Origin of the sequence: Pseudomonas antarctica, from assembly GCF_001647715.1 — a bacterium.
Classification (GTDB): Bacteria; Pseudomonadota; Gammaproteobacteria; order Pseudomonadales; family Pseudomonadaceae; genus Aquipseudomonas; species Aquipseudomonas antarctica_A.
This window is the reverse complement of the sequence record NZ_CP015600.1, coordinates 4055256-4078676: the sequence shown is the minus strand read 5'-3', so window position 1 is coordinate 4078676 and position 23421 is coordinate 4055256. Positions and strand designations below refer to the sequence as shown.

The window sequence follows — 23421 nt, the reverse complement described above, 5'->3', positions numbered from 1 at the left end:
CACCTACTGAATACGAGGTCGGCGGTATGAGCAGTCTTCTGAAGCTGGAAAATATCTGTAAGCGTTACCCGGGCGTACAGGCCCTCAAATCCATCAACCTGCAAGTGGAGCGCGGCGAGATCCATGCGCTGCTCGGGGAAAATGGCGCGGGCAAATCGACCCTGATGAAGATCCTCGGCGGCGTCGAGCATCAGGACGAAGGGCAAATCCTGATCGACGGCCAGGCGCGGCAGTTCGCGACCTACCGCGATGCGATTGCCGCCGGTATCGGCATTGTGTTCCAGGAATTCAGCCTGATTCCCTACCTCACGGCCGTGGAAAATATCTTCCTCGGCCATGAGTTGAGCAACCGCTTCGGCCTGTTGCGCAAGCGTGAGATGGTCGAAGCATCCGAGGCGTTGTTCAAGCGCCTGGGCGTGACGATCGACCTGCAATGTGCGGTCAAGCACTTGAGTGTGGCCGAGCAGCAGTTTGTCGAAATCGCCAAGGCCCTGGCCCTGGATGCGCGCTTGCTGGTGCTTGATGAGCCGACCGCTACCCTCACGCCCAGCGAAGCCGAGCTGCTGTTCGACATCATGCGCGAGCTCAAGCGCCAGGGCGTGGCGGTGATTTTTATCTCGCATCACCTGGAGGAGATTTTCCAGGTGTGCGACCGCATCAGTGTGCTGCGCGACGGCGGCAATGTGGGCGTGACCGATGTGGCCGACAGCGATATCGACCACCTGGTCGAGATGATGGTGGGCCGCCGCCTGGAATGCAGCTTTCCACCCAAGCCGACTACCGAGCGCGGCCCGCTGTTACTGGAGGTCAAGGACATCCAACTGGTGCGCAACGGCCCCCACAACAGCTTCCAGCTGCACAAAGGCGAGATCCTCGGCTTCGCCGGGCTGGTGGGCTCAGGCCGCACCGAACTGGCGCTGGGCATGATGGGCGCGCTGCCGTCAGTGAGCAAAGACGTTTGGCTGCGCGGCGAAAAAGTCACGCTGGATGACCCGGCGCAGGCCCTGGCCCAAGGCATCGGCCTGCTTCCGGAAAGCCGTAAGAGTGAAGGGCTGATCACTGATTTCAGCATTCGCGAAAACATTACCCTGAACAATCTGCCGAAATACCAGAACGCCAGTGGCTTGATCGATAAGGGCCGCGAATGCGCCAGCGTCGACAGCCTTATGACGCAGCTGTCGATCAAAGCCCCCAGCGGCGAAAGCCGGGTGTTCAACCTCAGCGGCGGCAACCAGCAAAAGGTGGTGATTGCACGCTGGATCAACCACCACTGCGACGTGTTGGTGTTCGACGAGCCCACACGCGGCATCGACGTCGGCGCCAAGGCACAGATCTACGCACTCATGCGCAGCCTCACCGAACAGGGCTACGCAATCATCATGATTTCCTCCGAACTGCCGGAAGTCATCGGCATGTGCGACCGCGTCGCCGTGTTCCACAAGGGCGCCATCGTCAAGGTACTTGAAGCGTCCTCCGTCAATCCTCAAGAGGTCATGCGCCATGCAACAGGGGGCTCAAGTGAATACGTCCATTAACACCGGCGACACCGGCCGACTGCGCCTGAACCTGGCGCGGCTGGTGCGTTCGCCGGCGTTTTATCCCTTTGTCGGACTGGTGGTGGTGACCCTGGTGATGATCCTCGCCAGCGACACTTTTCTCACCGCCAGCAACTTATCGAACATCGCCCGCCAAGTGTCGATCAACGCGATTATTGCGGTGGGCATGACCTGCGTGATTCTCACCGGCGGCATCGACCTGTCGGTGGGGCCGGTGATGGCGCTGTCCGGCACCCTGACCGCCGGCCTGATGGTCGCAGGCCTGCCGCCGGGCTTGGCGATTGGCGCCGGGATGTTGATCGGCGTGGCCTTTGGCATTGGCAACGGGCTGTTCGTCGCGTACCTGCATATGCCGCCGATCATCGTCACCCTGGCGACCATGGGCATCGCCCGTGGCCTGGGCCTGATGTACACCGACGGTTACCCGATTTCTGGGCTGCCGGAGTGGTTCGGCTTCTTCGGTCGCCAGAGCCTGTTCGGCATCGAAGTGCCGATCCTGATCATGTTGATCACCTACTTTGCCGCCTACGTGTTGCTGCAACACACGCGCATCGGCCGCTACATCTACGCCATCGGCGGCAACGAAGAAGCGGTGCGTTTGTCCGGGGTGCGCGCGGCGCGTTTCAAGTTGCTGGTGTACGGCATCAGTGGCCTGACGGCGGCGATTGCCGGGCTGGTGCTGACCTCACGCCTGATGAGCGGCCAGCCGAATGCCGGCGTGTCGTTCGAGCTGGATGCGATTGCGGCCGTGGTGCTCGGCGGAGCCTCGATTGCCGGTGGGCGCGGCGTGATCGTCGGCACGTTGCTCGGCGCGATGTTGCTTGGCGTATTGAACAACGGCCTGAACATGCTCGGCGTCTCGCCCTACGTCCAGAGCGTGATCAAGGGCGCAATCATCTTGCTGGCGATCTTTATCAGCCGTCAGCGCCATAAATAAATGCCTCTCAAGACAGGATCGAACACCATGGACAAGCACATCGAAATGCAAGCCGTCGTCTGCCACGGCCCGAAGGACTACCGCCTGCAACGCATCAGCAAACCCCAGGCACGCCCCAATGAACTGGTGATTCGCATCGCCGCCTGCGGCATCTGCGCCAGCGACTGCAAATGCCACTCGGGTGCGGCGATGTTCTGGGGCGGCGACAACCCGTGGGTCAAGGCACCCGTGGTGCCGGGCCACGAGTTTTTTGGCTACGTGGTGGAAGTGGGCGAGGGCGCTGAAGAGCACTTTGAAGTCGCGGTCGGCGACAAGGTCATCGCCGAACAGATCGTGCCGTGCGGCAAGTGCCGCTTCTGCAAGTCGGGTAAATACTGGATGTGCGAAGTGCACAACATCTTCGGCTTCCAGCGTGAAGTGGCCGAAGGCGGCATGGCCCAGTACATGCGCATTCCCAAAACCGCTATCGTGCACAAGATTCCGGAGTCGGTGTCGCTGGAAGACTCGGCACTGGTGGAGCCCATGGCCTGCTCGATTCATACCGTCAACCGTGGCGAAATCCAGCTGGATGACGTGGTGGTGATCGCCGGTGCGGGCACCCTCGGGCTGTGCATGGTCCAGGTGGCCGCGCTGAAGACCCCGAAAAAACTGGTGGTGATCGACATGGTCGATGAGCGCCTCGAACTGGCCAGGCAATTCGGCGCCGACGTGGTGATCAACCCATCCCGCGACAATGCCCGCGAGATCATCAACGGTCTCACCGACAACTACGGCTGCGACGTGTACATCGAAACCACCGGCGTACCGGCCGGCGTGACCCAGGGCCTGGACCTGATCCGCAAGCTCGGGCGCTTTGTCGAGTTCAGCGTATTCGGCGCCGAAACCAGTGTCGACTGGTCGATCATCGGCGACCGCAAGGAGCTGGACGTACGCGGCGCGCACCTGGGCCCCTATTGCTACCCGATTGCCATCGACCTGTTTGAACGCGGCCTGGTCACCTCCAAAGGCATCGTCACCCATGACTTCCCGCTGGATAACTTTGCCGAAGCGTTCGAGTTGGCCAACTCGACGAAGTCGATCAAGGTGCTGTTGAAGCCGGTGCTTTGAGATGAACTATGTCATGGGTGTCGACATTGGAACCCAGAGCACCAAGGCGCTGCTGGTGGATGGTCAAGGCACGATCATCGCGCAGCACAGCCAGGGGTATCGCGTGGATACCCCGAAAGTGCGCTGGGCCGAGCAATGGCCGCAGATCTGGCTCGATGCGGTCGAGGCCTGCGTGGCGCAGTGCATGGCCAAGGCCGGCGTGGCAGCGGAGCAGGTCAAGGCGCTGTGCATCAGCAGCCTGTACGGCGGCTCGGGAATTGCGGTGGATGCGCAAATCACACCGCTGCACCCGTGCCTGATCTGGATGGACCGCCGTGCCGGCGAGCAGGTGGCCTGGGTGCGCGAGCATGTCGACCTTGAACGCTTGTTCGCGGTCACCGGCAACTCGGTGGACAGCTACTACGGCTTCACCAAGATGCTCTGGCTCAAGCAGCATCAGTCGCAGGTGTGGGCCAATACGCGTTACCTGCTGCCGCCGAACAGCTATATCAATTGGTGCCTGACCGGTGAGTTGGCGGTGGACCATAGCAGCGCCGGCAATATCGGCGGCGTCTATGACGTGGCGCAGCGGGGCTGGTCCGAGGAGATGCTCGCGGCGCTGCAGATTCCCATGGCGATGATGCCCGAGCGGCTGGTGTATTCCGGTGAGGTGGTGGGTGGGCTGTTGGAGAGCTGGGCCCTGCGCCTGGGCCTGCAGGCAGGCACACCGATCCTCGCCGGTGGCGTGGACGCGGCCATGGCCACTCTGGCCGCAGGCGTTACGCAGCCGGGCAATCACGTGGCGATGATCGGCACCAGCATGTGCTGGGGTTATTTGAACCAGCACGTCGATGCACGCCACGGCCTGGTGAGCATGCCGCATGTCTACAACGGCCATCAGGACTTGTACATCTTCGGCGGTGCAATCACCGCCGGGGCATCGGTCAGCTGGTTTCGCGAGCAGTTCTGCCAGGCCGAAGAGCAACAGGCCAAGGCCAGTGGCCAGGACAGCCTGGTGTTGCTGGAACAGAGCGCGATGAAGATCCCGGCCGGCAGCGAAGGCTTGTTGTTCCTGCCGTACCTGATGGGCGAACGCAGCCCGGTATGGGATGACCACGCCAGCGGCAGTTTTGTCGGGCTGAACCTGTATCACAGCCGCATTCACCTGTACCGCGCGGTGCTGGAGGGGGTGAGTTTTGCCCTGCGGCACAATATCGAAGCCGGCACCCAGGGCGCGCAATCGCTGGACCCGCGCCTGATTGTGGTCGGTGGCGCGAGTCATTCGGATTTGTGGATGCAGATTATTGCGGACATCACGCGGTACCCGGTTTACACCATCGTTCAAGAGGTTGAGGCGGCGATGGGCGCCGCGTTGCTGGCCGCGCATACGGTGGGGTTGGTGAGTGATGGGGAGATGGAGAAGGGCTGGGTGCAATTGGAGCTGCGCGCGCAGCCCAAACGCGAAAATGTCATGACCTATGACCGCGCGTTTGGCGAGTATTTGAAGCTGTATCCCGCGCTGAAACCGATCATGCACTGCTTGCAATCCGATTGATTCAACACGGTCCGAATGTGGGAGCTGGCTTGCCTGCGATAGCGGTGTATCAGTGGCAAATGGGCTAACTGACCCACCGTAATCGCAGGCAAGCCAGCTCCCACAGTGGACCTTTATTGTCTATGGAAGAGTGACCATGACCACCACCTTCAACTTCACCCACCAGCGCATCCTCGTCACTGGCGCCACCAGCGGCATTGGCCATGAAATTGCCCTTCAGCTCATCAACAGCGGCGCCGAAGTCTTCGCCCTCGGCCGCGACGCCGAGGCCTTGGCCAAGTTGGGCTGCAACACCTTATGCGTGGACATCGCCGACAGCGCCGCCCTCGACAACGCCCTGCACGACCTGCCGCCACTGCACGGCCTGGTCAACTGCGCCGGCATTTCCCGTCTTGAACCCGCCGCCGCCATCAGCGCTGCCGCGTTCGACCAGGTGATGAACGTTAATGCCCGCGCCGCCGCCCAGGTCGCGAGCCGGGTCGCTGCAAAAATGATCGAGGCAAAGATTGCCGGCAGCATCGTCAACGTCTCCAGCCAGGCCTCGCTGGTGGCGTTGGATGATCACCTCAGCTACTGCGCCTCCAAGGCTGCACTGGACGCCATCACCCGCGTGCAATGCGCCGAGTGGGGCCGCTTCGGTATTCGCATCAACAGCGTCAACCCCACGGTCACCCTCACGCCGATGGCCGCCATGGCCTGGTCGGACCCGGCCAAGCGCGACCCGGCGCTGGCAGCCATCCCCTTGGGGCGTTTTGCTGAGACGCTGGACGTGGCTCTGCCGGTGCTGTTCCTGCTCAGCGATGCCGCCGGCATGATCAGCGGTATAAGCCTGCCGATCGATGGCGGCTACACCAGTCGCTAGCCGTTTTCCAACTGGCCGGCGATGACCACCTTGTCCCGTGGCTTGTACGGGTCTTCCAGGCGGTCAAGCAACAGGCGTACCGCGCTGCTGCCGGCCAGGGAGGCGTCGTGGGCCACGCAGGCGATTGGCACGCCAAAGATATCGGCGAAGGGCAGGCGGTCGATGCCGCAGATGGTCAGGCTTTCATGGGGGATGTTGTGCATGCGCAAGGCGCGCAGGGCGCCGAGGGTGATCAACTGGTTAAAGCCCATGATCGCGTCCGGTGCGCAGTGTTCGGCGAGGTAGTCGAGGGTATGCAGGTAAGACGGCATCAGCGTGTAGTCGCCGGCCTGTACTTCGACCTGAATGTGGGGGTGTTCGGCCAGCACTTCGCGCAGGCCCTTGAGGCGCTCCACGGTGATACGTGAATGCTCGGGGCCGGTCAGCACCAGCAGGCGCTTGAGGTCGGGCGTCTGGCGCAACAGATAGTGCGCGGCCTGGATACCGCTGTGGTAATTGTCGAGCACCACGCGGCTGAACGGGCTGTCGTGGAGTGTACGGTCGAGCAACACCACTGGAGTCTTGCCGTTGCCCAGGCGCTCCAGGTAATCGGGCTGGTAGCTCGGCTCATCGGAGACCGGCGACAGGATGATTCCCGCCACGCGGTAACCCAGCAACGTGTCGACGGCTTTGCTTTCCAGCTCGGCCAGTTCGTCGGTGTCCACCAGCATGATGGTGTAGCCGTGCTGTTTCGCCTCGCGGGAAATTGCCTTGATCATTTCGCTGTAGAACGGGTTGTCCACCGACGCGGTGATCACGCCAATGATCAGGCTTTCACTGCGTTTGAGCCCACGGGCGAAGGCGTTGGGCACATAGTCCAACTCCCGCGCGACTTCGAGGATGCGCGCCAGGGTGGCGGGTTTGACCTGATCAGGTTTGTTCAGCGCCCGCGAGACCGTGATGGTGGTCATGCCGACCCGTTTGGCAATGTCGCTGATGGTGACAGACTTTTTCTTGTTCATCGGTAAGGCTGCAAAAGGAAACACCCGCAGGCTAGCACGCGCCGTGGTGTACGGTGATTCAAATCAGCGGGTCCCAGCGTTGCGACCAGTCACTTTCGGCTTTGACCACATCGCGCAGCAGCGCCACCGCCTGCTGCAACACTGCACAATCGCGTGCGCGTGAGTACACCAGGTAGGTCGGGAAACTGAATTCCGGCGCCTTCGGCACCCGCTGCATCACGCCGCTGTCCAGGTAGCTCTGCACCACGCGCGTGCGGAAATACCCGGCACCGCCATTCTCCAGGATGTACTGCAACGCCAGCGGCCCGAGGTTGAAGCTCAGCGCGGCACGGGCTTTGTCGGGCAGGGCAGCATCATGTTGCTGGCGAAAACCCGGGCCCCAGTCGATGTAGACGTACGGGGCCGGCTTACTCGCCAGTTGCACCAGGATCAGTTTTTCTTCCAGCACCTGTTCCACCTGCAACCCCGGCCAGTACTGCGGTTGGAACACCAAGGCCGCATCGAGCACGCCCAGTTCCAATTGACGCAGCAGGTAGTCGCCTTCGCGCACTTCGGTGCGCAGGGCGTGCCCCGGGATGTGTTCGCGCAGGGCCTGCGCCCAGCCGAGCATCAGCGGGTTGCACAGGCTCACCTCGCCGCCGATATGCAGCACATTGCGGTAGCCATCCGGTAGCGGCAGGTCACGCTTGGCGGCTTCCCAGGTTTGCAGCAACTGGTTGGCGTAGACCACAAAGGCTTCGCCATCGGCGGTCAGCCGCGCACCGGCGCGGTTACGCACAAACAGCGTGCTGCCCAACTGGCTCTCGAGGTTTTTTACGCGTGCGGTGATGGCGGTCTGGGTGACGTGCAGTTTCTCGGCCGTCGCAGCCAGGCTGCCGCAGCGGGTGATTTCGAGAAAAGTGCGTGCCAGTTCGATGTCCATGCAGGTCTCGCTGGTTGCTCAAGCCCGGCAGTGTAAGCCTTCAGGCGGGCGAAAAGATCAGTTCGACATCAATGCGATGCCCCTGGCGCAGGATGTACTCCTGCAAGGCCTCTCGATTGCGGATGAGGTAGCCGGGATCATAGACGAAACAGATTAAATGTTGGCAGTGCGGATGTTCCGCATAGCGGGCGATATCGACAATCAGTTCCTCACCCAGCTTTTTGTCCTTCAGCCCAGCGCGGGTCATCTTCACCTCAATGGCGACTTGCAGGTCATGCAGCAGGAAGTCCATACGCGATGAGGCGCCTGCGCAGCTGGGCACGGGCTCTTCGGCACGCACGTCGGCGATGTGCATGCTCAGGAGTGCGCGCAGAAGGTCTTGCACATCCGGTTCGTTTTTCACCGAAAGGCCTGTTCGGCCGTTCTGTCGCTGGTTCAGAGCAAGACAGAAACGATGGAAGTGATGCAGCAGGTGCCGCACGGTGTCGAGCGGCGAGGGGGCAGGTGCGTTCGGCTCATCATCAAAAAAACGCGCCAGTTGGCGCTCTTCAAACGCGAGGATAGCCGCCGGTTCTTTCAGCCTCGTGTAGATCAGCAACAACAGCAAGATGGTTTCGACGAGGATGAACAGCAACAGCCCTGGCAATGCCGGGCGTATGGTGATTTGCGGGTCGTAACGGTATCGGGGGAGCGAGTTGCCGGTTTTTTCGGCCTGTGGGAGCAATTGGAACCTAAGGCTGACATACACCCAGAGATTGCCCCGGTCGGGCACGATGAAGCCGGAGAGCACGTCCAGCCGTTCCTGGCTCGGCTCACGGTTGTATGCTTTCAACTGATCGAACAGGACGGAGGTATTCTGCCGAAACTCATCGGACGTCATGAGGGAGTAGATCGCCGGGTTCGTCTGGTCGGCGGGCTCGAACACCTCACGGATTAACAGCGCATAGTTGATCGCGGTGCTCACCATGATCAGTACCAGCAGCAGGCTTGTCCTGTTCTTGTTACGTCGGGTACTGAGAATCATCAGGGCGAGTGCCTGCGACGGCGTGGTGCACCAGATCGACTTGAGCCAGTTGATCATTGGATGCCGATCGACCAGTGACGGGTCGTCTGGTCTTCGTGACGTTTGTCGATATCGGTTTCGTATTGGCACTGCGGGCCTTCGCAACTGTATTCGAGCTTCAAAGGCGGCAAGGTCTGCATGAGGAACAGCGATTTGGGTTGGGGTGTTGCATCAGACGGTACAGCCTTGGGTTCAGGGGCTGTGTAGGTCAGGTCCAGCGCCGCGTGGCAGGCCATGACGGGCAGAAGGGTGAGCAGCGCACTCGCCAGAACGGTCCTTGTGAATACCATTTGAAACAATCCGCGCAACAAAAAATGAGGCGCGAATTATAAGTCAAACGCGACCGGTGATGCACACGGCAATCCCCGGTCGAAAAGCGCCATTCAGAGCATGCGCGGTGCTTCAAGGTGATCGGTGGGAAATGCCTTGGCATACACCTGGCAAACCCGCAGCACCTGCTCATCGGCAAACCGCGCGCCCACCACATGCAAACCCACCGGCAAGCCATTCGCCGCCAACCCGCACGGCACCGATGCCGTCGGTTGCTGTGTCAGGTTGAAGGGATAGGTAAACGGCGTCCACTCCATCCACTCATGCATGCCCGAACCCGGTGGCACGTTGTGCCCGGCCTCGAACGCAGTGATCGGCATCATCGGCGAGACCAGCACGTCGTAGTGCTCATGGAAGGCCGCCATCCTGGCGACCAGTGCCGCGCGGGTTTCGAGGGCAGCGCTGTAGTCGCAGAGGCTGAGCTGTTCGCCGCGTTGCGCAATGCGCAGCAAGCCCGGGTCCAGCAGCTGTTTTTGCGCCTCGCTCATCGGCCCGGTCAGGCGTGCGGCACCGGCGGCCCACAAGGTGCTGAACACCTCCAGTGGGTCGCTGAAACCGGGGTCGATCTGCTCGACATGCGCGCCCAATTGCACCAGGCCCTCAACCGCCTGGGCGACCACCTTGGCGACGTGCGGATCAACATCCACGTAGCCGAAGGTCGGGCTGTAGGCAACACGCAGGCCCTTCAAGTCTGTACTCGGCGTGAGCCACGGCGAGGTTCGCGGTGCGCCGATCAGGCCATCGCGTGCATCCGGTTGAGCGACGGTTTGCAGCATCAGCACGCTGTCTTCGACGGTGCGGGTCATCGGCCCCAGGTGCGACAGGATTGTCATGGAGCTGGCCGGCCATTGCGGTACATACCCAAAGGTCGGCTTGAGGCCGAAGGTGCCGGTGAATGCACACGGAATTCGGATCGAGCCTCCGGCATCGCTGCCCTGGTGCAGTACGCCAAGGTTCAGCGCCGCCGCCGCGCCAGCACCACCGGACGAGCCGCCCGCTGTGGTGCGGGTGTCCCATGGGTTACGGGTGATGCCGTACAACGGGTTATCGGTGACGCCTTTCCAGCCGAATTCAGGGGTGGTGGTCTTGCCCAACAGTACCGCGCCGGCTTTGCGCATCAAGGCCGAGAAAGGCGCGTCCACGTCCCATGGGCCTTCGGTTGAGGAGGTGCGTGAACCCTTGCGGGTGGGCATGCCAATGGTCAGCGTGAGGTCTTTTATTGATGACGGCACCCCATCCAGTGCCCCGCACGGTTGACCTTTTATCCAACGTTGTTCCGACGCCCGCGCAGCCTGCAATGCCCCTTCAGGGTCAACATGGCAGTAGGCATTCACCACCGGGTTGTAGCGTTCGATACGCAACAGCGCGTCCTCGGTGACTTCCACCGGCGACAGGGTTTTGTCGCGAAAATACTCCAGCAGTTGCACTGCCGTCAGTTGGCCAATCTCACTCATGCCAGGTCCCCCTGGGCTGCGTTGACCATGGCGCGCAGCAATACCGCGCAGCCCGCCGCCAGGTCATCCGGCGCAGCGTTTTCGATTTCGTTATGGCTGATGCCGCCTTCGCACGGCACAAAGATCATCCCGGCCGGGCCCAGTTCGGCGACGAAAATCGCGTCGTGCCCGGCGCCGCTGACAATGTCCATATGGCTCAGGCCCAGGGTGCTCGCGGCGTCACGCACGGCGCTGACGCAGGTCGGGGCGAAGTCCAGTGGCGGGAAGTCGGCGGTCGGCGTCAGTTCAAAACTCAGGCCGTGGCGTTGGGCCGTGGCTTCGATCACACCGCGTACCTCATCCACCATCGCCTGCAGGGTGTCGGTATGCAGGTGGCGCAGGTCGATGGTCATGTGCACCTGGCCGGGAATCACGTTGCGCGAGCCCGGGTGCAGGTTCAGGCAACCGACGGTGCCACAGGCGTGGGGCTGTTGCTGATGGGCGATACGGTTGACCGCGCTGACCACCTCGGCGGCGCCCACCAGGGCGTCCTTGCGCAGGTGCATCGGGGTGGGGCCGGCGTGGGCTTCGACGCCGGTTAGGGTCAGGTCGAACCACTTCTGGCCGAGGCAACCCATGACCACGCCAATCGTGGTGGCCTGGTCTTCCAGTACCGGGCCTTGCTCGATATGCGCCTCGAAATATGCGCCCACCGGGTGGCCGAGCACCGCACGCGAACCGGCATAGCCGATGCGCTGCAATTCGGCACCCACCGACAGGCCTTGCTCGTCCTGTTTGTCGAGGGTGTCCTGCAAGTCGAACTTACCGGCAAACACCCCGGAGCCCATCATGCACGGCGGGAAACGCGAGCCTTCTTCGTTGGTCCACACCACCACTTCGATCGGCGCTTCAGTTTCCAGCTGCAAGTCATTGAGCGTGCGGATCACTTCCAGCCCGGCCATCACCCCGTAGCAGCCGTCGAACTTGCCGCCGGTGGGTTGGGTGTCGATATGGCTGCCGGTCATGACCGGGGGCAGGGCGGGGTTACGCCCGGCCCGGCGTGCAAAGATATTACCGATGGCGTCGACACTGACGCTGCACCCGGCCGCCTCGCACCATTGCACGAACAGGTCGCGGGCCTGGCGGTCGAGGTCGGTGAGCGCCAGGCGGCACACGCCGCCTTTAACGGTGGCGCCGAGCTGGGCCAGGTCCATCAACGATTGCCACAGGCGGTCGCGGTTGATCAGCGGGGCGTTGCTCTTGAGTGGTTGCGCAAAACTGTTCATGTGCAATCTCCGGTCAGGCACTCAGGGCCAGGTAGCGGTTCTTGATCGTCGGGTCGGCGCGGAAGGCGGCGGCGCTGCCTTCGTACACCACGCGGCCCTGTTCGAGCACGTAATGGCGGTCGGCGAGCTTGTCGCAGACCACCAGGTTCTGTTCCACCAGCAGCACCGGCAGGCCATCGTCCTTGACCTTGCGCAGGATCTTCACCAGCTCGTCGACGATCACCGGGGCGAGGCCTTCGGTGGGCTCATCGAGAATCAGCAACTTGGGGTCGTTGAGCAGGGCGCGGGCGATAGCGAGCATCTGTTGTTCGCCACCGGACAGGGCGTGGCCGGCGTTTTTACGGCGTTCCTTGAGGCGCGGGAACATGCCGTACACGTCGTCCATCTGCCAGCGGCTGGTCTTGCGCACGGCGATGCGCAGATTTTCCTCTACGGTAAGCAGGCGGAAAATCCCGCGGTTCTCCGGCACCAATGCCAAACCCTGGCGAGCGATTTCAAAGATTTTTTGCCCGACCAGCGCCTGGCCGTTGAAGTGAATCTGGCCCTGACGCGGGCAGATAATGCCGAGGATGCTGCGCAGCGTGGTGGTCTTGCCGGCGCCGTTGCGGCCGAGCAGGGTCACCAGTTCGCCGGGGTTGACGGTCAGCGACACGCCTTCGAGCACGTGGCTCTTGTCGTAGTAGGAGTGGATATTCTCGACGATCAGCATCAGGCGGCTTCTCCCAGGTAAGCGGTGCGCACGCGTTCATCGGCGCGCACGAATTCCGGCGTGCCTTCCACCAGGATCTGCCCGTGGCTCATCACCGTGATGCGTTGGCTGATGGACATGACGATGCTCATGTTGTGTTCGATCAGCAGCACCGTGTGGTCGCGGCCGAGGTCGCTGATCAGTTGGGTCATGATCGGGATGTCATCGATGCCCATGCCCGAGGTGGGCTCGTCGAGCATCAACAGTTTTGGTTTGGAGCAGATCGACATGCCCACCTCCAGCACCCGCTGCTGGCCGTGGGACAATTCGCCGGCCAGGGTGTCGGCGCGGGCAGTGAGCTGCAGGCGTTCGAGCACTTGGTCGGCCATCTCCAGGTGTTCGCGCTTGCTGTCCACCCGACGCCAGAAATTCAGCGCCTTGGCGCCGTCGCGGCCTTGCGCCGCCAGGCGCAGGTTCTCGCGCACGCTGAGGTTCTGGAACAGGCTGGTGAGCTGGAACGAGCGCGCCATGCCCAGGCCGACGCGGGCGTGGGCGGGTTTACGCATCAGGTTCTTGCCGTCGAAATGAATCGCCCCGGCGGTGGCCTGGCGTTCGCCGGTCAGGCAGTGGAACAGGCTGGTCTTGCCCGCGCCGTTAGGGCCGATGATGGTGTGGATGGTGCCGGCTTCGACCTTGAGGTTGACCCCGTTCACCGCGTGGAACGCGCCATAGGCCAGTTCCAGGTTTTTGGTTTCCAGCAGGATGCTCATAGCCCTTCCTCCTTGACGACGACGGCGGCGGTTTTGCGGCTGCCACGTACGCGTTCGAACAGCGACGACAAACCGCCCCACAACCCACCACGCATGAAGATCACCACCAGGATCAGAATCACCCCGAGCAGCATCAGCCAGCGCGGCCACAGGTCGGAGAGGAAGTCTCCCAGCAGCACGATGGAACCGGCGCCCAGCAACGAGCCGAACAGCGAGCCGGTGCCGCCGACGATGGTCATGATCAGGATGTTCTCGGACATCGCCAGGTCGATATTCGACAGGGGTACAAAGTGCAGCAGCATGGCGTACAGCGCGCCCGCAATCCCGGTGACCGCGCCGGACAGCACAAACACCAGGATCTTGAAATGGCGCGTGTCGTAGCCGATGGCCGAGGCGCGGGTCTCGTTTTCGCGGATCGCCATCAAGGTGCTGCCGAATGGCGACGCGATCACGCGGCGTGCGCCGATAAAGATCAGCAGGAACAGCACTGCGACAAAGCCGTAGAACGCGCGGGCGTCGCTCAGCGACAACAGCACGGTGTCACCGATGCGGATTTCCGGGCGCGGTACGCTGAGCAGGCCGTTGTCGCCGCCGGTCCAGTCGCTGAGGGTGTAGGCGACGAAGTAGGCCATCTGGCTGAACGCCAGAGTCAGCATCACGAAGTAAATGCCGGTACGCCGGATCGCCAGGGCACCCACCAACAGCGCCAGGAAACCACCGGCCACGGCGGCGCCGAGCAGGGCGGTGAACAGACCCAGTTGCAGGTGGATCATCAACAGTGCCGCGCAATAGGCGCCCGCTCCGAAGAAGATGCCTTGGCCAAACGACAACAGCCCGGTGTAGCCCAGCAACAGGTTGCAGGCCAGGGCGGCCATGGCAAAGATCAGGATCTCGGTGGCCAGGGTCGCCGACGGTAGTATCAACGGCAGGCCGATCAGCACCGCCAGGACCCATAGCAGCATGGCCTTGGACTGGGTCTTTGCGAACGGCAGGGGGTTTTTCTCGCTCATGTCAGGCTCTCCCGAACAGGCCGTAAGGACGCACCAGAATCACCACGGCCATCGCGCCGTAGATCATCAGGCTCGCGCCTTGGGGCCAGAGTGTGGTCATCAGGCTTTGCACCACGCCTACCAGTAAACCGCCGACCAGTGCGCCGCTGAAGGAGCCCATGCCGCCGATCACCACCACCACGAAGGCGACCCCGAGAATTTCCGGGCCGACGAAGGGTTGGGCGCCACGCAACGGAGCGAACAGCACGCCGGCGACGCCGGCCAGGGCCACGCCCAGGGCAAAGGTCATCGAAAACAGACGGAAGATATTGGTGCCCAGCAGCGATACGGTTTCAGTGCTTTCACTGCCCGCGCGCACCAGGGCGCCAAAGCGCGTGCGTTCCAGCAGCAGCCACAGACCCAGGCCCACCAGCCCGGAAAACACGATCAGAAACAGGCGGTAGTAGGGGTAGACGAAATCACCCACCACCAGCACGCCGCGCAGCAGTTCCGGTACGGCGACGCTTTTGCCCACCGGGCCCCAGATCATCACGCTGGCTTCCTGGATGATCAGCGCAATCCCTAAGGTCACCAGAATCTGGAACATGTGCGGCAAGTGATAAATCCGCTGGATCAATAATCGCTCGATGACCCAGGCCAGTGCGGCCACCACCAGCGGCGCGATCAGCAGCGCCAGCCAGAAGTTGCCGGTGAGGCTCACGGCGGTGTAGCAGATGTAGGCCCCCAGCAGGAAAAACGCGCCGTGGGCGAAGTTGACGAAGTTGAGCAGACCGAAAATGATCGTCAGCCCGACCGCGATCAAAAAGTAGATCATCCCCAGCCCAAGGCCGTTGAGTATCTGGAACAGGTAAAGATTAAGCATGCAGAAACCCTCGGACAGGTGGCCGCGGGGGCGGCCCTGTCGTGTGCAACCGGTGATGGTTCAGCGGATCAGCCGAGCACGCAGCTCGTGGCGTCCACCGGCGGGAAGGACTGGCCGGCGCTGAGCACTTTGGCCAGGTCGTCCTTGTCGGCCATGTCGGCGCTGGCTTTGCCGATCATCAGGTAGTAGTCCTTGATCACCTGGTGGTCACCGGCGCGGATTTGCTCCTTGCCGGTCGGGCCTTCGAAGCTCAGGCCTTGCATGGCCTTGGCGACGGTCGGGCCGTCGAAGCTGCCGGTAGCGATAATGGTGTCGAGCATGACCTTGGTGCTGATGTAGTCGGCGGCCAACGGGTAGGTTGGGTTGATGCCGTACTTGGCCTGGGTCAGCTTGACCAGTTCACGGTTGAGCGGGCTGTCGACCTGGTGCCAATACTGCGCACCGAGGTACACGCCTTCGAGCACATCGCTGCCCAATTCCTGGAATTGATCAAGGCCGGCGGACCACACCAGCAGCACTTTCATGCGCTCCTTGATGCCGAAGTTCACCGCCTGGCGCAGCGTGTTGGACGACTGGCTGCCGAAGTTGAGCAGGACCAGCACATCGGGTTTGGCCGCGATGGCGTTGGTCAGGTAGCCGGAGAACTCTTGCTCCTGTAATGAGTGATAGCTGTTGCCGACGTGTTCCAGGCCGTTGTCCTTGAGCACGGTTTTCGCGCCTTCGAGCAAGGCTTCGCCGAATACATATTGCGGGGTGATGGTGTACCAGCGCTTGGCGTCCGGCAGCAGCTTGATCAACGGCACGATGGTTTCGCGGATCGCGCCGTAGGTGGGTACCGACCAGCGGAAGGTCGCCTTGTTGCAGTCCTTGCCGGTGACTTCATCGGCACCCACCGGGGTCATGAACACGCCGCCGACCTTGTCTACTTCCTTGGCCACCGCCAATGCCGATGACGACAGGGTGCAACCCTGGAAGAACCGTGCGCCATCCTGCTGGATCGCCTCCTGCACCTTGCGCACCGCCTTGCCGGCGTTGCCTTCGGTGTCGATGACTTTGTAGTTCAGTGTGCGGCCGAGAATCTCGGGATGCTGCTCCACCGCCAGCCGCGAACCCATGTCGGCAAACTTGCCATAGCTGGCAAAGGCGCCGGACATGGATTTGAGGCCGTAAAAGGTAAAGGGCTCGGCGGCGAATGCAGAGCGCACGCTCAGCGGAAGGCTGAGCGCGGCGGCGGCGGTAAGACTGGCTTTCAACAACGTACGACGCTGCATGGGGTGACTCCCTGGATTAGTTATTGGCAGGAGCGGCAATGGCGATACGGTGGAGCTGGCCTGTGGGCAGGCCTGTTATTGAATTGGGTGAAACGGTCTGACGGTTGAAGCTCGGTCAAATGTGGGAGCTGACTTGCCTGCGATGGCATCAACTCAGTTCGACTGATGAACCGGGGCGCCTGCATCGCAGGCAAGCCAGCTCCCACATGGATTGGGTTTGCACAGGGGGATTGATGGTGTTCTCAGTGGTTGTGATCAAACTCCAGCAAAAAGTGCGGGCTGACCTCGCCTTCAAGGGCGCTCATATGGTGTTCGGCGTCGCACATGTGTTCATGCATCAAGCTGCGCACCGCGCTTTCATCCTCGGCGCGAAAGGCGATCAGCAACTGCTTGTGGTAGTCGAGGTTGGCCGCGTCGAACTGCTTGCGCTTGGGCTTGTAGGCTTTTTTCAGCACCACCAGGTCGCGCAGCAGATCGTTGAGAAACTGCGCCATAAAGCTCAGCAGCGGGTTAGGGCACGCGTTGGCCAGCAGATTATGGAACTCCAGCTCCGCCAGCCGCTGTTCGCGCTGGCCGGCTTCGCTGTCTTCCGGCGCGCTGCAAAAATCCACGTTGTCTTGCAGGGCCTGGTAGTCGTCTTCACTCAAGCGCCCGAGCACCGACACCGCCAGTTCCACCTCGATGACCTTGCGCAGTTGGTACACCTGCTCGCCGTCCAGGTGCTGGAAGTGCAGGTAGTTGCGCAAGGCGCGGCTGGCCGGTTCAGTGCCGGCCTGATTCAAGTAAGCGCCACCGCTGGGGCCGGTGCGCGTGCTCACCAGGCCTTCCACTTCCAGCGCCTTGAGCGCTTCACGCGCCGACCCTTTGGAGCACTGGAAGCTTTCCATCAGCTCACGCTCGGTGGGCAGGCGGTCGCCGGGCTTCAGGGCATCGGTGACGATGGAGCGCTTGACCGACTCGACAATCACGTCGGAGAGCTTCTGTCGTTTGCGTCGTAGCGGACGGCTGAGCATGGTGGTCTATTGATCCTATTAATGCGGATAAATAGCACTTAATAACGATTGGGCAGGAGCGTCAACGCAGGGTGTCGTTTTCGAGGCGAACAGGTCGTAAACGCGGTGATTATTCCCAGTTACCAAGGTCGAGGCAGCGCGTCGAGGACGGCGGCTGTTTGCCGGACACCAGAAAATCACCCACCCACCGGTTGACGCACCCGGCGGCAACGGGTTTAGCCGACTCCTTGAGCAACAGCTGCTCGACGCCGGCAGCGACCGGTTCACCGTGCTCGGTGTTGACCAGGACCATGCGTGCAACGCGTTCCGGAAACAGCGCGGCATACCGGCCACCGACCCGGGTGCCTTCAGCGTTGCCCAGGTAGTTGAGCTGGGTGTCGCCCAATTGCGCGCGCACGAACTCCATATCACGTGCGGCCTGCTCGACACCGTTCTGTTGGCTGAGGTCGCGGGGGCTCAATTCGATAACGTCATAACGGTTGACCAATGTGCGATAGGCCTGGGTGGCGTAGGACTCCCAGCGGCTGACCAAATGGACGGCGAAGGTCGTGCCCTGACCCTTTTGCGGTGCCCCCGACTGGATGAACACCATGCCCTCACGGCTGAGCGGTTGCCGGGCGCCGACACGGGTCAGCGATAGGCGCACATTGCCACGCTTGGGGTCGGCATAGTCGCGAGGCACGTTTACCCTGCCGCACTGGGTTCGGTCCAGCACCTCTGGGTCCGGCCGTTCGAAGGCGGGGAAGGGGCAGTCCAGCAGCCAGTCAATTGCGCTGGGCACAATCAAGGGCGCGGCAAGCGCCCGGGTTGCTATCAGCCAGAGGCAGATGCACACCAGGCTTCTTACTAGAACGCTGGGTTTCATCAAGAGGTTCCGGGCAGCCGTTTTAAGGCGGCTTTTTTACCAAGGACCTTGGGTCAAAGAATGTAGGGTTGATAAACGTTTTGTGTAGGAATGTGGAGTTTTGTTATCGGATTTTGGCATCCCAGCCGCCACCCAGGGCTTTGTACAGCGCAATGCTGGCTTGCAGCCGTGACAATCGCAGTTGCACATTCGCGTCCTGGGCCGCATACAGCGTGCGTTGGGTTTCCAGCACGGTCAGCAGGTCTTCGGCACCGGCCTGGTAGCGGCTTTCGGCGATCTTGAAGGCGGTCTGGGCCTGTTGCAGTTCCTCGGTTTGCCACTGACGCTGCTGGTCCAGGTGGGTGATGCTGCTGAGGGATTTCTCCACATCGGCAAAGCCGTTGATGATCGCGCCACGATAGGTTTGCAGCAGTTCGTCCTGACGCGCGCGCGCCTTGTCGCGTTCGGCGCTTAAACGTCCATTATTGAAGATCGGCGCCACCAGGCCCGAGGTCAGGTTGTAGAACGGACTGCGCAGCAGATCTGCGGCCTTGTAGGACCCCGAACCCAGCGTGGCGCCCAAGGTCACAGTGGGCAGCATGGCCGAGCGGGCCACGCTCACATCGGCACTTGCCGCCGCCAGTTGTGCTTCGGCCTGAGCCAGGTCGGGGCGACGGCTGAGCAGTTGGCTGGGCACTCCCGGGCCAATGACCGGCCAGGTCAGCGCCTGGAACGGCTCGCTGCCCAGGTCCAGGGCCTGCACCGGCTGCCCGAGAAGGGCCGCGAGGGTGATCAACGATTCTTCGGCCACTTGCTGAATCAGCGGCAACTGGCGTTGCTGGCTGGCCACCAGACTCTTTTGTTGCGCCAGTTCCAGTGCGGTGGCGGAGCCCGCGTCGTAGCGGGTTTGCACGAGGTCGAGCACATGGCGTGCATTCGCCAGGTTGAGCTCGGCGATCTGTTGGCGTTGGCGAGCAGCAAGCGTTTGCGCATAGCGGTCGGCCACGTTGCTGAGCAGTGTCAGCTCCACGGTGGCCTGGTCAAACTCACTCGCTCGCAGGCTTTGCAGGGCGCTGTCGCGGGCGGCGGCGCTCCCGCCCCAGAAGTCCACTTCATAACTGGCGGTAAGGTTGGTGCCAAAGCTGTCGACGGTTTTGTTGCTTTCTGTGGCGTCCAGCGAGGCGTTACCGCTGCCGCGCAGCAGTTTTTCGCGGCTGGCGGTGAGGTTGAAGTTCACTTCGGGTAACAATGGTGCCCCGGCAATGACCGCACTGGCCTGGGCCTGGCGCACCCGTGCCATGGCGGCGGCCACGTCATGACTGTCGCGGCGAGCCTGGTCGATCAAGCGGTTGAGTTGCGGGCTGCCGAATTGCGTCCACCAGCGCTGGTTGGTCGCCTGCGCTGCCTCCCGCTCGGCATATTGCCACGCCGCAGGCGGCGCAATGCCGCTGTCGACGTCGTACGGAGTGCCTGCGCAGGCGTTGAGCAACAGGCACAGGCTAAGCAGCGACAGGTGCGGTGTGATGGATCGTTTATTCACTGGTCAACGCCTTAACCGGATCGAGCCGGGCAGCTTTACGGGCCGGCATAAAGCCGAATGCGACACCGGTGACCAGTGCACAGCCAAATGCGCCGAGTACCGCCACCAGGGAAAACTGCACGGCGACTTCTGCCAGCACCAGCACGCCGCCTACCAGCAATGCGAGGGCAATGCCGAACAGGCCGCCGACGACCGAGAGCATCACTGCCTCGGTGAGAAACTGGCGCAGAATGTCACGCTGGCGCGCCCCGGTAGCCATGCGGATACCTATTTCGCGGTTACGCTCGCGCACGGTCATCAGCATGATATTCATCACGCCAATCCCGCCCACCAGCAAGGAAATCGCAGCGATCGAACCGAGCATCAGCGACAGCGTATTTTGCGTGCGTGCCTCGGCCTGGATCATCGCCGCGTCATTGGTCAGGTGGTAGTCGCGCTTGTTGTTGTGCAGCGTTTGCATCAGTTGATCGATGGCTTGTTCAGCCTCATGCACCTTGCGCGCATCGGCGGCGGCAATCACCACGTATTCGGGGTTATAGGTGCCTAACAGGCGCACGCTGGCGGCGGTGTAGGGGATGGCAACGCGGTCGTCGCTGTCTTGCAAACCGGAGCTGGAGCCTTTTTCCGCCAGCACGCCAATCACTTGGAACGGCACGTTTTCTATCAGAATGTATTGGCCGATGGGGTCGATAACGCCCTTGAACAGCTTTTCGCGTACGCGATGACCGATCACTGCCACCGTCGCCCCGGAGCGCTCGTCGGCCTCGGTGAAGTAACTGCCCTCGACCACCGGCCAGTTGAAGATGTCCGGGAAGTTGGTGTCATTGCCGCCGACATAAGCCATGTAGTCGACATTACCGAAGCGCACACCGGCATAGTTGCCATTGACGGGCATGATGCGCTTGACCTGCGGCAGCGTCGCCAGGGCCGCGACATCGTTGAGGGTCACGATACCCATCGGTGTACGCGGGTTGGGCGAAGACCCGCTGAGGTAGATGATGTTGGAGCCGAACGCCCCCATCTGTGCCATTACCTGGCGTTTGCTGCCTTCACCCACCGCCAGCATCACCACCACCGACGCCACGCCGATGATGATCCCCAGCAGCGTCAGCGCGGTACGGAACCGGTTGATCCACATGACCCGCCAGGCTGCCAGTACAGCGTCCATCAGTTCGGCTTTCCAGGCGCCGTTATGTTCGGCGCCGTCGGCGAGGCGCTGGCGCAGGTCGACGGCTTGTAGCGCGTCGCTGTTGGCCGTGACGGGCACATGGGTTTCGCTCAATGCCGAATCGCGGATGATCAGGCCGTCGCGAATCTCGATGATGCGGTTGGCCCGCGCCGCGACTTCGCGGTCGTGGGTAATCAGGATGACCACATGGCCCTGGCTCGCCAGTTCGTCCAGCAGGGCCATTACTTCGGCGCCACTGTGGCTGTCGAGCGCGCCGGTGGGTTCATCGGCGAGGATGATATGCCCGCCGTTCATCAGTGCGCGGGCAATCGACACACGTTGTTGCTGGCCGCCGGAGAGTTGATGCGGGCGGTTGCCGGTGTGATCGGCCAAACCCAGGCGGGTGAGCAGGGCCTTGGCGCGGGCGTGGCGTTCGGTTGCACTGATACCGGCATAGATCGCCGGCATCTCGACGTTTTCCTGGGCCGAGCCCGAAGGGATCAAGTGGTAACCCTGGAACACAAACCCAAAGGCTTCTCGGCGAAGCCAGGCCAGTTCGTCGCTGCCCAGATGCGCGACGTTTTCCCCCGCGAACCGGTATTCGCCTTCAGTGGGGCGGTCGAGGCAGCCGAGGATATTCATCAAGGTGGATTTGCCTGAGCCGGAAGCGCCGACGATGGCGACGAATTCCCCGGCATGGATCGACAGGTCGATCCCGCGCAATACATCGACCTGCGGGCTGTCGCCGCCGCCGTAGGATTTGCGGATGTTCTTGAGTTCGATCAGCGGCGTGGTCAAATCAGCCCCCACTGCCGTTGGCCGGGCCGATCAACACATGATCGTCTTCGTTCAGGCCTTCCAGCACTTCAACCCGCAAACGGTCGCTGATACCCAGGCGTACTTCGCGTTTTTCGATGGCGCCGTTTTTGGCCACGACCCGGGCAATCGGCTTGTCGGTGCCGGGGCTGCCGAGCAGGGCTGCTACCGGTAGGGTGAGGACGTCCTTGACCTGGCTGGCGACGAAAAATACTTGAGTGGTCATTTCGGCCATCAGCGCGTTATCGGCGTTGTCCACATCCAGCAGCACGGTGTAGAGCACCACGCGGCCACTGCCGGTTTTGCTCGTGCTGTTTGGGCTGCCATTGCCCTGGCTGGTTTCATTCAGCGGCTTGGGCGGTATCGGCAGAATCTGGCGTACGGTGCTGGTCCATCGCCGGCTGCCGCCGCTGAGGGTGGTGAAATAGGCGGTCATGCCGGGTTTGACGTGGCCAATGTCGGCTTCGGAGACCTCGGCCCACACGGTCATCGGCGATAGCCTGGCGATGCGCAGGATCAGTGGCGTCTGTTGTTGAGCGTTGAGCGTCTGGCCAACCCGCGCGTCCACCGCGACGACTGTGCCGGCCATCGGTGCGAAGATGCGCGTGTAGCCCAACTCGGCTTCGTCGCTGCGCAGGCTGGCCTGGGCCTGGCGGATCTGCGCCTGGAACATCCCGACGCGCGCCTGGGTGGCGTCCAGCTCGGCCCTGGCAGTTTGCACGTCTTCTTCGCGGGTGGCGTTCCCGGCCGCGAGGCGTTGCTGGCGTTGGTATTTCTGGCGCGCCAGTTCGTGCTGAGCCTTCTGCTCCTGCAACTGAGCCTTGAGGTTTTCGATGGCGTAGCGGCTGGCGTCGAGTTTGGCCTGTTGCGTGGCGGGGTCGATTTCCACCAGCAATTGGCCTTCCGAGACCTGATCCCCGGCTTCGACATGGATCTTGCGAATCTGCCCGGACGCCTGGGCGCCCACATCGACGTACCGGCGCGGTTGCAGGGTGCCCAGTGCCGTGACGCTGTTTTCAATGTTACCGCGCGTTACGGTGACCGTGGCCAAGGTGTCGCGGCCTGGCGGTAGTACCTGCCAGGCGGCCAGCGCAATGAGGGGAATCAGGCACGCGACAGCAAGCAGGGCGCGTCGGGCGGGGCGAGGGCGTTTCATGCGTTGGTTCCAGCCAGGAAGTTTGGACCGCAGTTGCGGAGGGCTGACTGTTATACGAGAAAATCGCCCGAAGATTTAGGTGCTTACATATGCCGTAACAGCTCCGTCAAATAAAAAAATCGTGCGTTGATGCAAGACTTCTTTAAAAGTAGATGAGAATTACTATAAATTGCACGCACTCAAACTGCCACTATCCGCTGGCTGTCGTCTTTAGCATTCAAGGATCTGATGCCGTCTTCCCAGGCGGTCGGG

At 62.1% G+C, this 23421-nt stretch carries 21 protein-coding genes; 5 read left to right on the top strand and 16 right to left on the bottom strand.

All coding sequences use genetic code 11. From position 1 onward, the window contains the following. Positions 1-26 precede the first annotated feature (26 nt). The 5 genes from A7J50_RS18225 to A7J50_RS18205 all read left to right on the top strand — a co-directional run bounded on the left by A7J50_RS18225 (position 27) and on the right by A7J50_RS18205 (position 5996). Positions 27-1535: a sugar ABC transporter ATP-binding protein gene (locus A7J50_RS18225; RefSeq protein ID WP_064453068.1), complete on the top strand. Its 1509-nt coding sequence runs from the start codon at positions 27-29 to the stop codon at positions 1533-1535. Next, positions 1501-2493: an ABC transporter permease gene (locus A7J50_RS18220; protein ID WP_064453067.1), complete on the top strand. Its 993-nt coding sequence runs from the start codon at positions 1501-1503 to the stop codon at positions 2491-2493. The genes A7J50_RS18225 and A7J50_RS18220 overlap by 35 nt, the downstream gene beginning before the upstream one ends. Positions 2494-2520: 27 nt before the next feature. Next, entirely contained in the window at positions 2521-3600 is a 1080-nt protein-coding gene (locus tag A7J50_RS18215) for an alcohol dehydrogenase catalytic domain-containing protein (RefSeq protein WP_064453066.1), read from the top strand. Position 3601: 1 nt separating this feature from the next. After that, positions 3602-5134 (top strand): FGGY-family carbohydrate kinase, encoded by a 1533-nt coding sequence (locus A7J50_RS18210; protein WP_064453065.1) that lies wholly within the window; start codon positions 3602-3604, stop codon positions 5132-5134. Between the two features lie 136 nt (positions 5135-5270). After that, complete coding sequence (locus A7J50_RS18205) at positions 5271-5996, top strand: SDR family oxidoreductase (RefSeq protein ID WP_064453064.1); 726 nt, start codon at positions 5271-5273, stop codon at positions 5994-5996. Here the strand turns inward: A7J50_RS18205 and A7J50_RS18200 are convergent. The 16 genes from A7J50_RS18200 to A7J50_RS18125 all read right to left on the bottom strand — a co-directional run bounded on the left by A7J50_RS18200 (position 5993) and on the right by A7J50_RS18125 (position 23169). Next, positions 5993-6997 (bottom strand): LacI family DNA-binding transcriptional regulator, encoded by a 1005-nt coding sequence (locus A7J50_RS18200; protein WP_064453063.1) that lies wholly within the window; start codon positions 6995-6997, stop codon positions 5993-5995. The two genes, A7J50_RS18205 and A7J50_RS18200, sit on opposite strands and share 4 nt — an antisense overlap. Before the next feature lie 58 nt (positions 6998-7055). Beyond that, entirely contained in the window at positions 7056-7919 is an 864-nt protein-coding gene (locus tag A7J50_RS18195; RefSeq protein WP_064453062.1) for a LysR family transcriptional regulator, read from the bottom strand. A gap of 40 nt (positions 7920-7959) precedes the next feature. After that, on the bottom strand, positions 7960-9000 hold the full coding sequence (locus A7J50_RS30830; protein WP_082895917.1) for a hypothetical protein: 1041 nt from the start codon (positions 8998-9000) through the stop codon (positions 7960-7962). After that, on the bottom strand, positions 8997-9272 hold the full coding sequence (locus tag A7J50_RS18185) for a hypothetical protein (protein WP_064453061.1): 276 nt from the start codon (positions 9270-9272) through the stop codon (positions 8997-8999). The genes A7J50_RS30830 and A7J50_RS18185 overlap by 4 nt, the downstream gene beginning before the upstream one ends. Positions 9273-9365: 93 nt before the next feature. Continuing rightward, on the bottom strand, positions 9366-10766 hold the full coding sequence (locus A7J50_RS18180) for an amidase (RefSeq protein ID WP_064453060.1): 1401 nt from the start codon (positions 10764-10766) through the stop codon (positions 9366-9368). Beyond that, positions 10763-12031, bottom strand: a complete 1269-nt coding sequence (locus tag A7J50_RS18175; protein WP_064453059.1) for a Zn-dependent hydrolase — start codon at positions 12029-12031, stop codon at positions 10763-10765. The genes A7J50_RS18180 and A7J50_RS18175 overlap by 4 nt, the downstream gene beginning before the upstream one ends. Positions 12032-12044: 13 nt before the next feature. Further along, complete coding sequence (locus tag A7J50_RS18170; RefSeq protein WP_064453058.1) at positions 12045-12740, bottom strand: ABC transporter ATP-binding protein; 696 nt, start codon at positions 12738-12740, stop codon at positions 12045-12047. Then, on the bottom strand, positions 12740-13489 hold the full coding sequence (locus A7J50_RS18165) for an ABC transporter ATP-binding protein (RefSeq protein WP_064453057.1): 750 nt from the start codon (positions 13487-13489) through the stop codon (positions 12740-12742). The genes A7J50_RS18170 and A7J50_RS18165 overlap by 1 nt, the downstream gene beginning before the upstream one ends. Continuing rightward, positions 13486-14499, bottom strand: a complete 1014-nt coding sequence (locus A7J50_RS18160) for a branched-chain amino acid ABC transporter permease (RefSeq protein WP_064453056.1) — start codon at positions 14497-14499, stop codon at positions 13486-13488. The genes A7J50_RS18165 and A7J50_RS18160 overlap by 4 nt, the downstream gene beginning before the upstream one ends. A gap of 1 nt (position 14500) precedes the next feature. Then, the gene (locus A7J50_RS18155) at positions 14501-15361 is read right to left on the bottom strand and encodes a branched-chain amino acid ABC transporter permease (protein ID WP_015884776.1); all 861 of its coding nucleotides are present in this window, start codon (positions 15359-15361) and stop codon (positions 14501-14503) included. Positions 15362-15429: 68 nt separating this feature from the next. Then, positions 15430-16632 carry an ABC transporter substrate-binding protein gene (locus A7J50_RS18150; RefSeq protein WP_064453055.1) on the bottom strand — a complete coding sequence of 401 codons (1203 nt, stop codon included), beginning with the start codon at positions 16630-16632 and terminating at the stop codon, positions 15430-15432. A 242-nt stretch (positions 16633-16874) separates the two neighbouring features. Next, positions 16875-17645: a FadR/GntR family transcriptional regulator gene (locus A7J50_RS18145; RefSeq protein ID WP_064453054.1), complete on the bottom strand. Its 771-nt coding sequence runs from the start codon at positions 17643-17645 to the stop codon at positions 16875-16877. Positions 17646-17754: 109 nt separating this feature from the next. Continuing rightward, positions 17755-18510, bottom strand: a complete 756-nt coding sequence (locus A7J50_RS18140) for an alpha/beta fold hydrolase (protein WP_064453053.1) — start codon at positions 18508-18510, stop codon at positions 17755-17757. Positions 18511-18613: 103 nt separating this feature from the next. Further along, the gene (locus A7J50_RS18135) at positions 18614-20029 is read right to left on the bottom strand and encodes an efflux transporter outer membrane subunit (RefSeq protein ID WP_064453052.1); all 1416 of its coding nucleotides are present in this window, start codon (positions 20027-20029) and stop codon (positions 18614-18616) included. Next, positions 20022-21995 carry a MacB family efflux pump subunit gene (locus tag A7J50_RS18130; RefSeq protein WP_064454970.1) on the bottom strand — a complete coding sequence of 658 codons (1974 nt, stop codon included), beginning with the start codon at positions 21993-21995 and terminating at the stop codon, positions 20022-20024. Before A7J50_RS18130 ends, A7J50_RS18135 begins: the two co-directional genes overlap by 8 nt. 1 nt (position 21996) lies before the next feature. Next, complete coding sequence (locus A7J50_RS18125) at positions 21997-23169, bottom strand: efflux RND transporter periplasmic adaptor subunit (RefSeq protein WP_064453051.1); 1173 nt, start codon at positions 23167-23169, stop codon at positions 21997-21999. Positions 23170-23421: the final 252 nt, after the last annotated feature.

Bases quoted from the DNA above. Each gene is read 5' to 3' on its own strand.
- A7J50_RS18225 (WP_064453068.1), top strand. From the start codon at position 27: ATGAGCAGTCTTCTGAAGCTGGAAAATATCTGTAAGCGTTACCCGGGC.
- A7J50_RS18220 (WP_064453067.1), top strand. From the start codon at position 1,501: ATGCAACAGGGGGCTCAAGTGAATACGTCCATTAACACCGGCGACACC.
- A7J50_RS18215 (WP_064453066.1), top strand. From the start codon at position 2,521: ATGGACAAGCACATCGAAATGCAAGCCGTCGTCTGCCACGGCCCGAAG.
- A7J50_RS18210 (WP_064453065.1), top strand. From the start codon at position 3,602: ATGAACTATGTCATGGGTGTCGACATTGGAACCCAGAGCACCAAGGCG.
- A7J50_RS18205 (WP_064453064.1), top strand. From the start codon at position 5,271: ATGACCACCACCTTCAACTTCACCCACCAGCGCATCCTCGTCACTGGC.
- A7J50_RS18200 (WP_064453063.1), bottom strand. From the start codon at position 6,997: ATGAACAAGAAAAAGTCTGTCACCATCAGCGACATTGCCAAACGGGTC.
- A7J50_RS18195 (WP_064453062.1), bottom strand. From the start codon at position 7,919: ATGGACATCGAACTGGCACGCACTTTTCTCGAAATCACCCGCTGCGGC.
- A7J50_RS30830 (WP_082895917.1), bottom strand. From the start codon at position 9,000: ATGATCAACTGGCTCAAGTCGATCTGGTGCACCACGCCGTCGCAGGCA.
- A7J50_RS18185 (WP_064453061.1), bottom strand. From the start codon at position 9,272: ATGGTATTCACAAGGACCGTTCTGGCGAGTGCGCTGCTCACCCTTCTG.
- A7J50_RS18180 (WP_064453060.1), bottom strand. From the start codon at position 10,766: ATGAGTGAGATTGGCCAACTGACGGCAGTGCAACTGCTGGAGTATTTT.
- A7J50_RS18175 (WP_064453059.1), bottom strand. From the start codon at position 12,031: ATGAACAGTTTTGCGCAACCACTCAAGAGCAACGCCCCGCTGATCAAC.
- A7J50_RS18170 (WP_064453058.1), bottom strand. From the start codon at position 12,740: ATGCTGATCGTCGAGAATATCCACTCCTACTACGACAAGAGCCACGTG.
- A7J50_RS18165 (WP_064453057.1), bottom strand. From the start codon at position 13,489: ATGAGCATCCTGCTGGAAACCAAAAACCTGGAACTGGCCTATGGCGCG.
- A7J50_RS18160 (WP_064453056.1), bottom strand. From the start codon at position 14,499: ATGAGCGAGAAAAACCCCCTGCCGTTCGCAAAGACCCAGTCCAAGGCC.
- A7J50_RS18155 (WP_015884776.1), bottom strand. From the start codon at position 15,361: ATGCTTAATCTTTACCTGTTCCAGATACTCAACGGCCTTGGGCTGGGG.
- A7J50_RS18150 (WP_064453055.1), bottom strand. From the start codon at position 16,632: ATGCAGCGTCGTACGTTGTTGAAAGCCAGTCTTACCGCCGCCGCCGCG.
- A7J50_RS18145 (WP_064453054.1), bottom strand. From the start codon at position 17,645: ATGCTCAGCCGTCCGCTACGACGCAAACGACAGAAGCTCTCCGACGTG.
- A7J50_RS18140 (WP_064453053.1), bottom strand. From the start codon at position 18,510: ATGAAACCCAGCGTTCTAGTAAGAAGCCTGGTGTGCATCTGCCTCTGG.
- A7J50_RS18125 (WP_064453051.1), bottom strand. From the start codon at position 23,169: ATGAAACGCCCTCGCCCCGCCCGACGCGCCCTGCTTGCTGTCGCGTGC.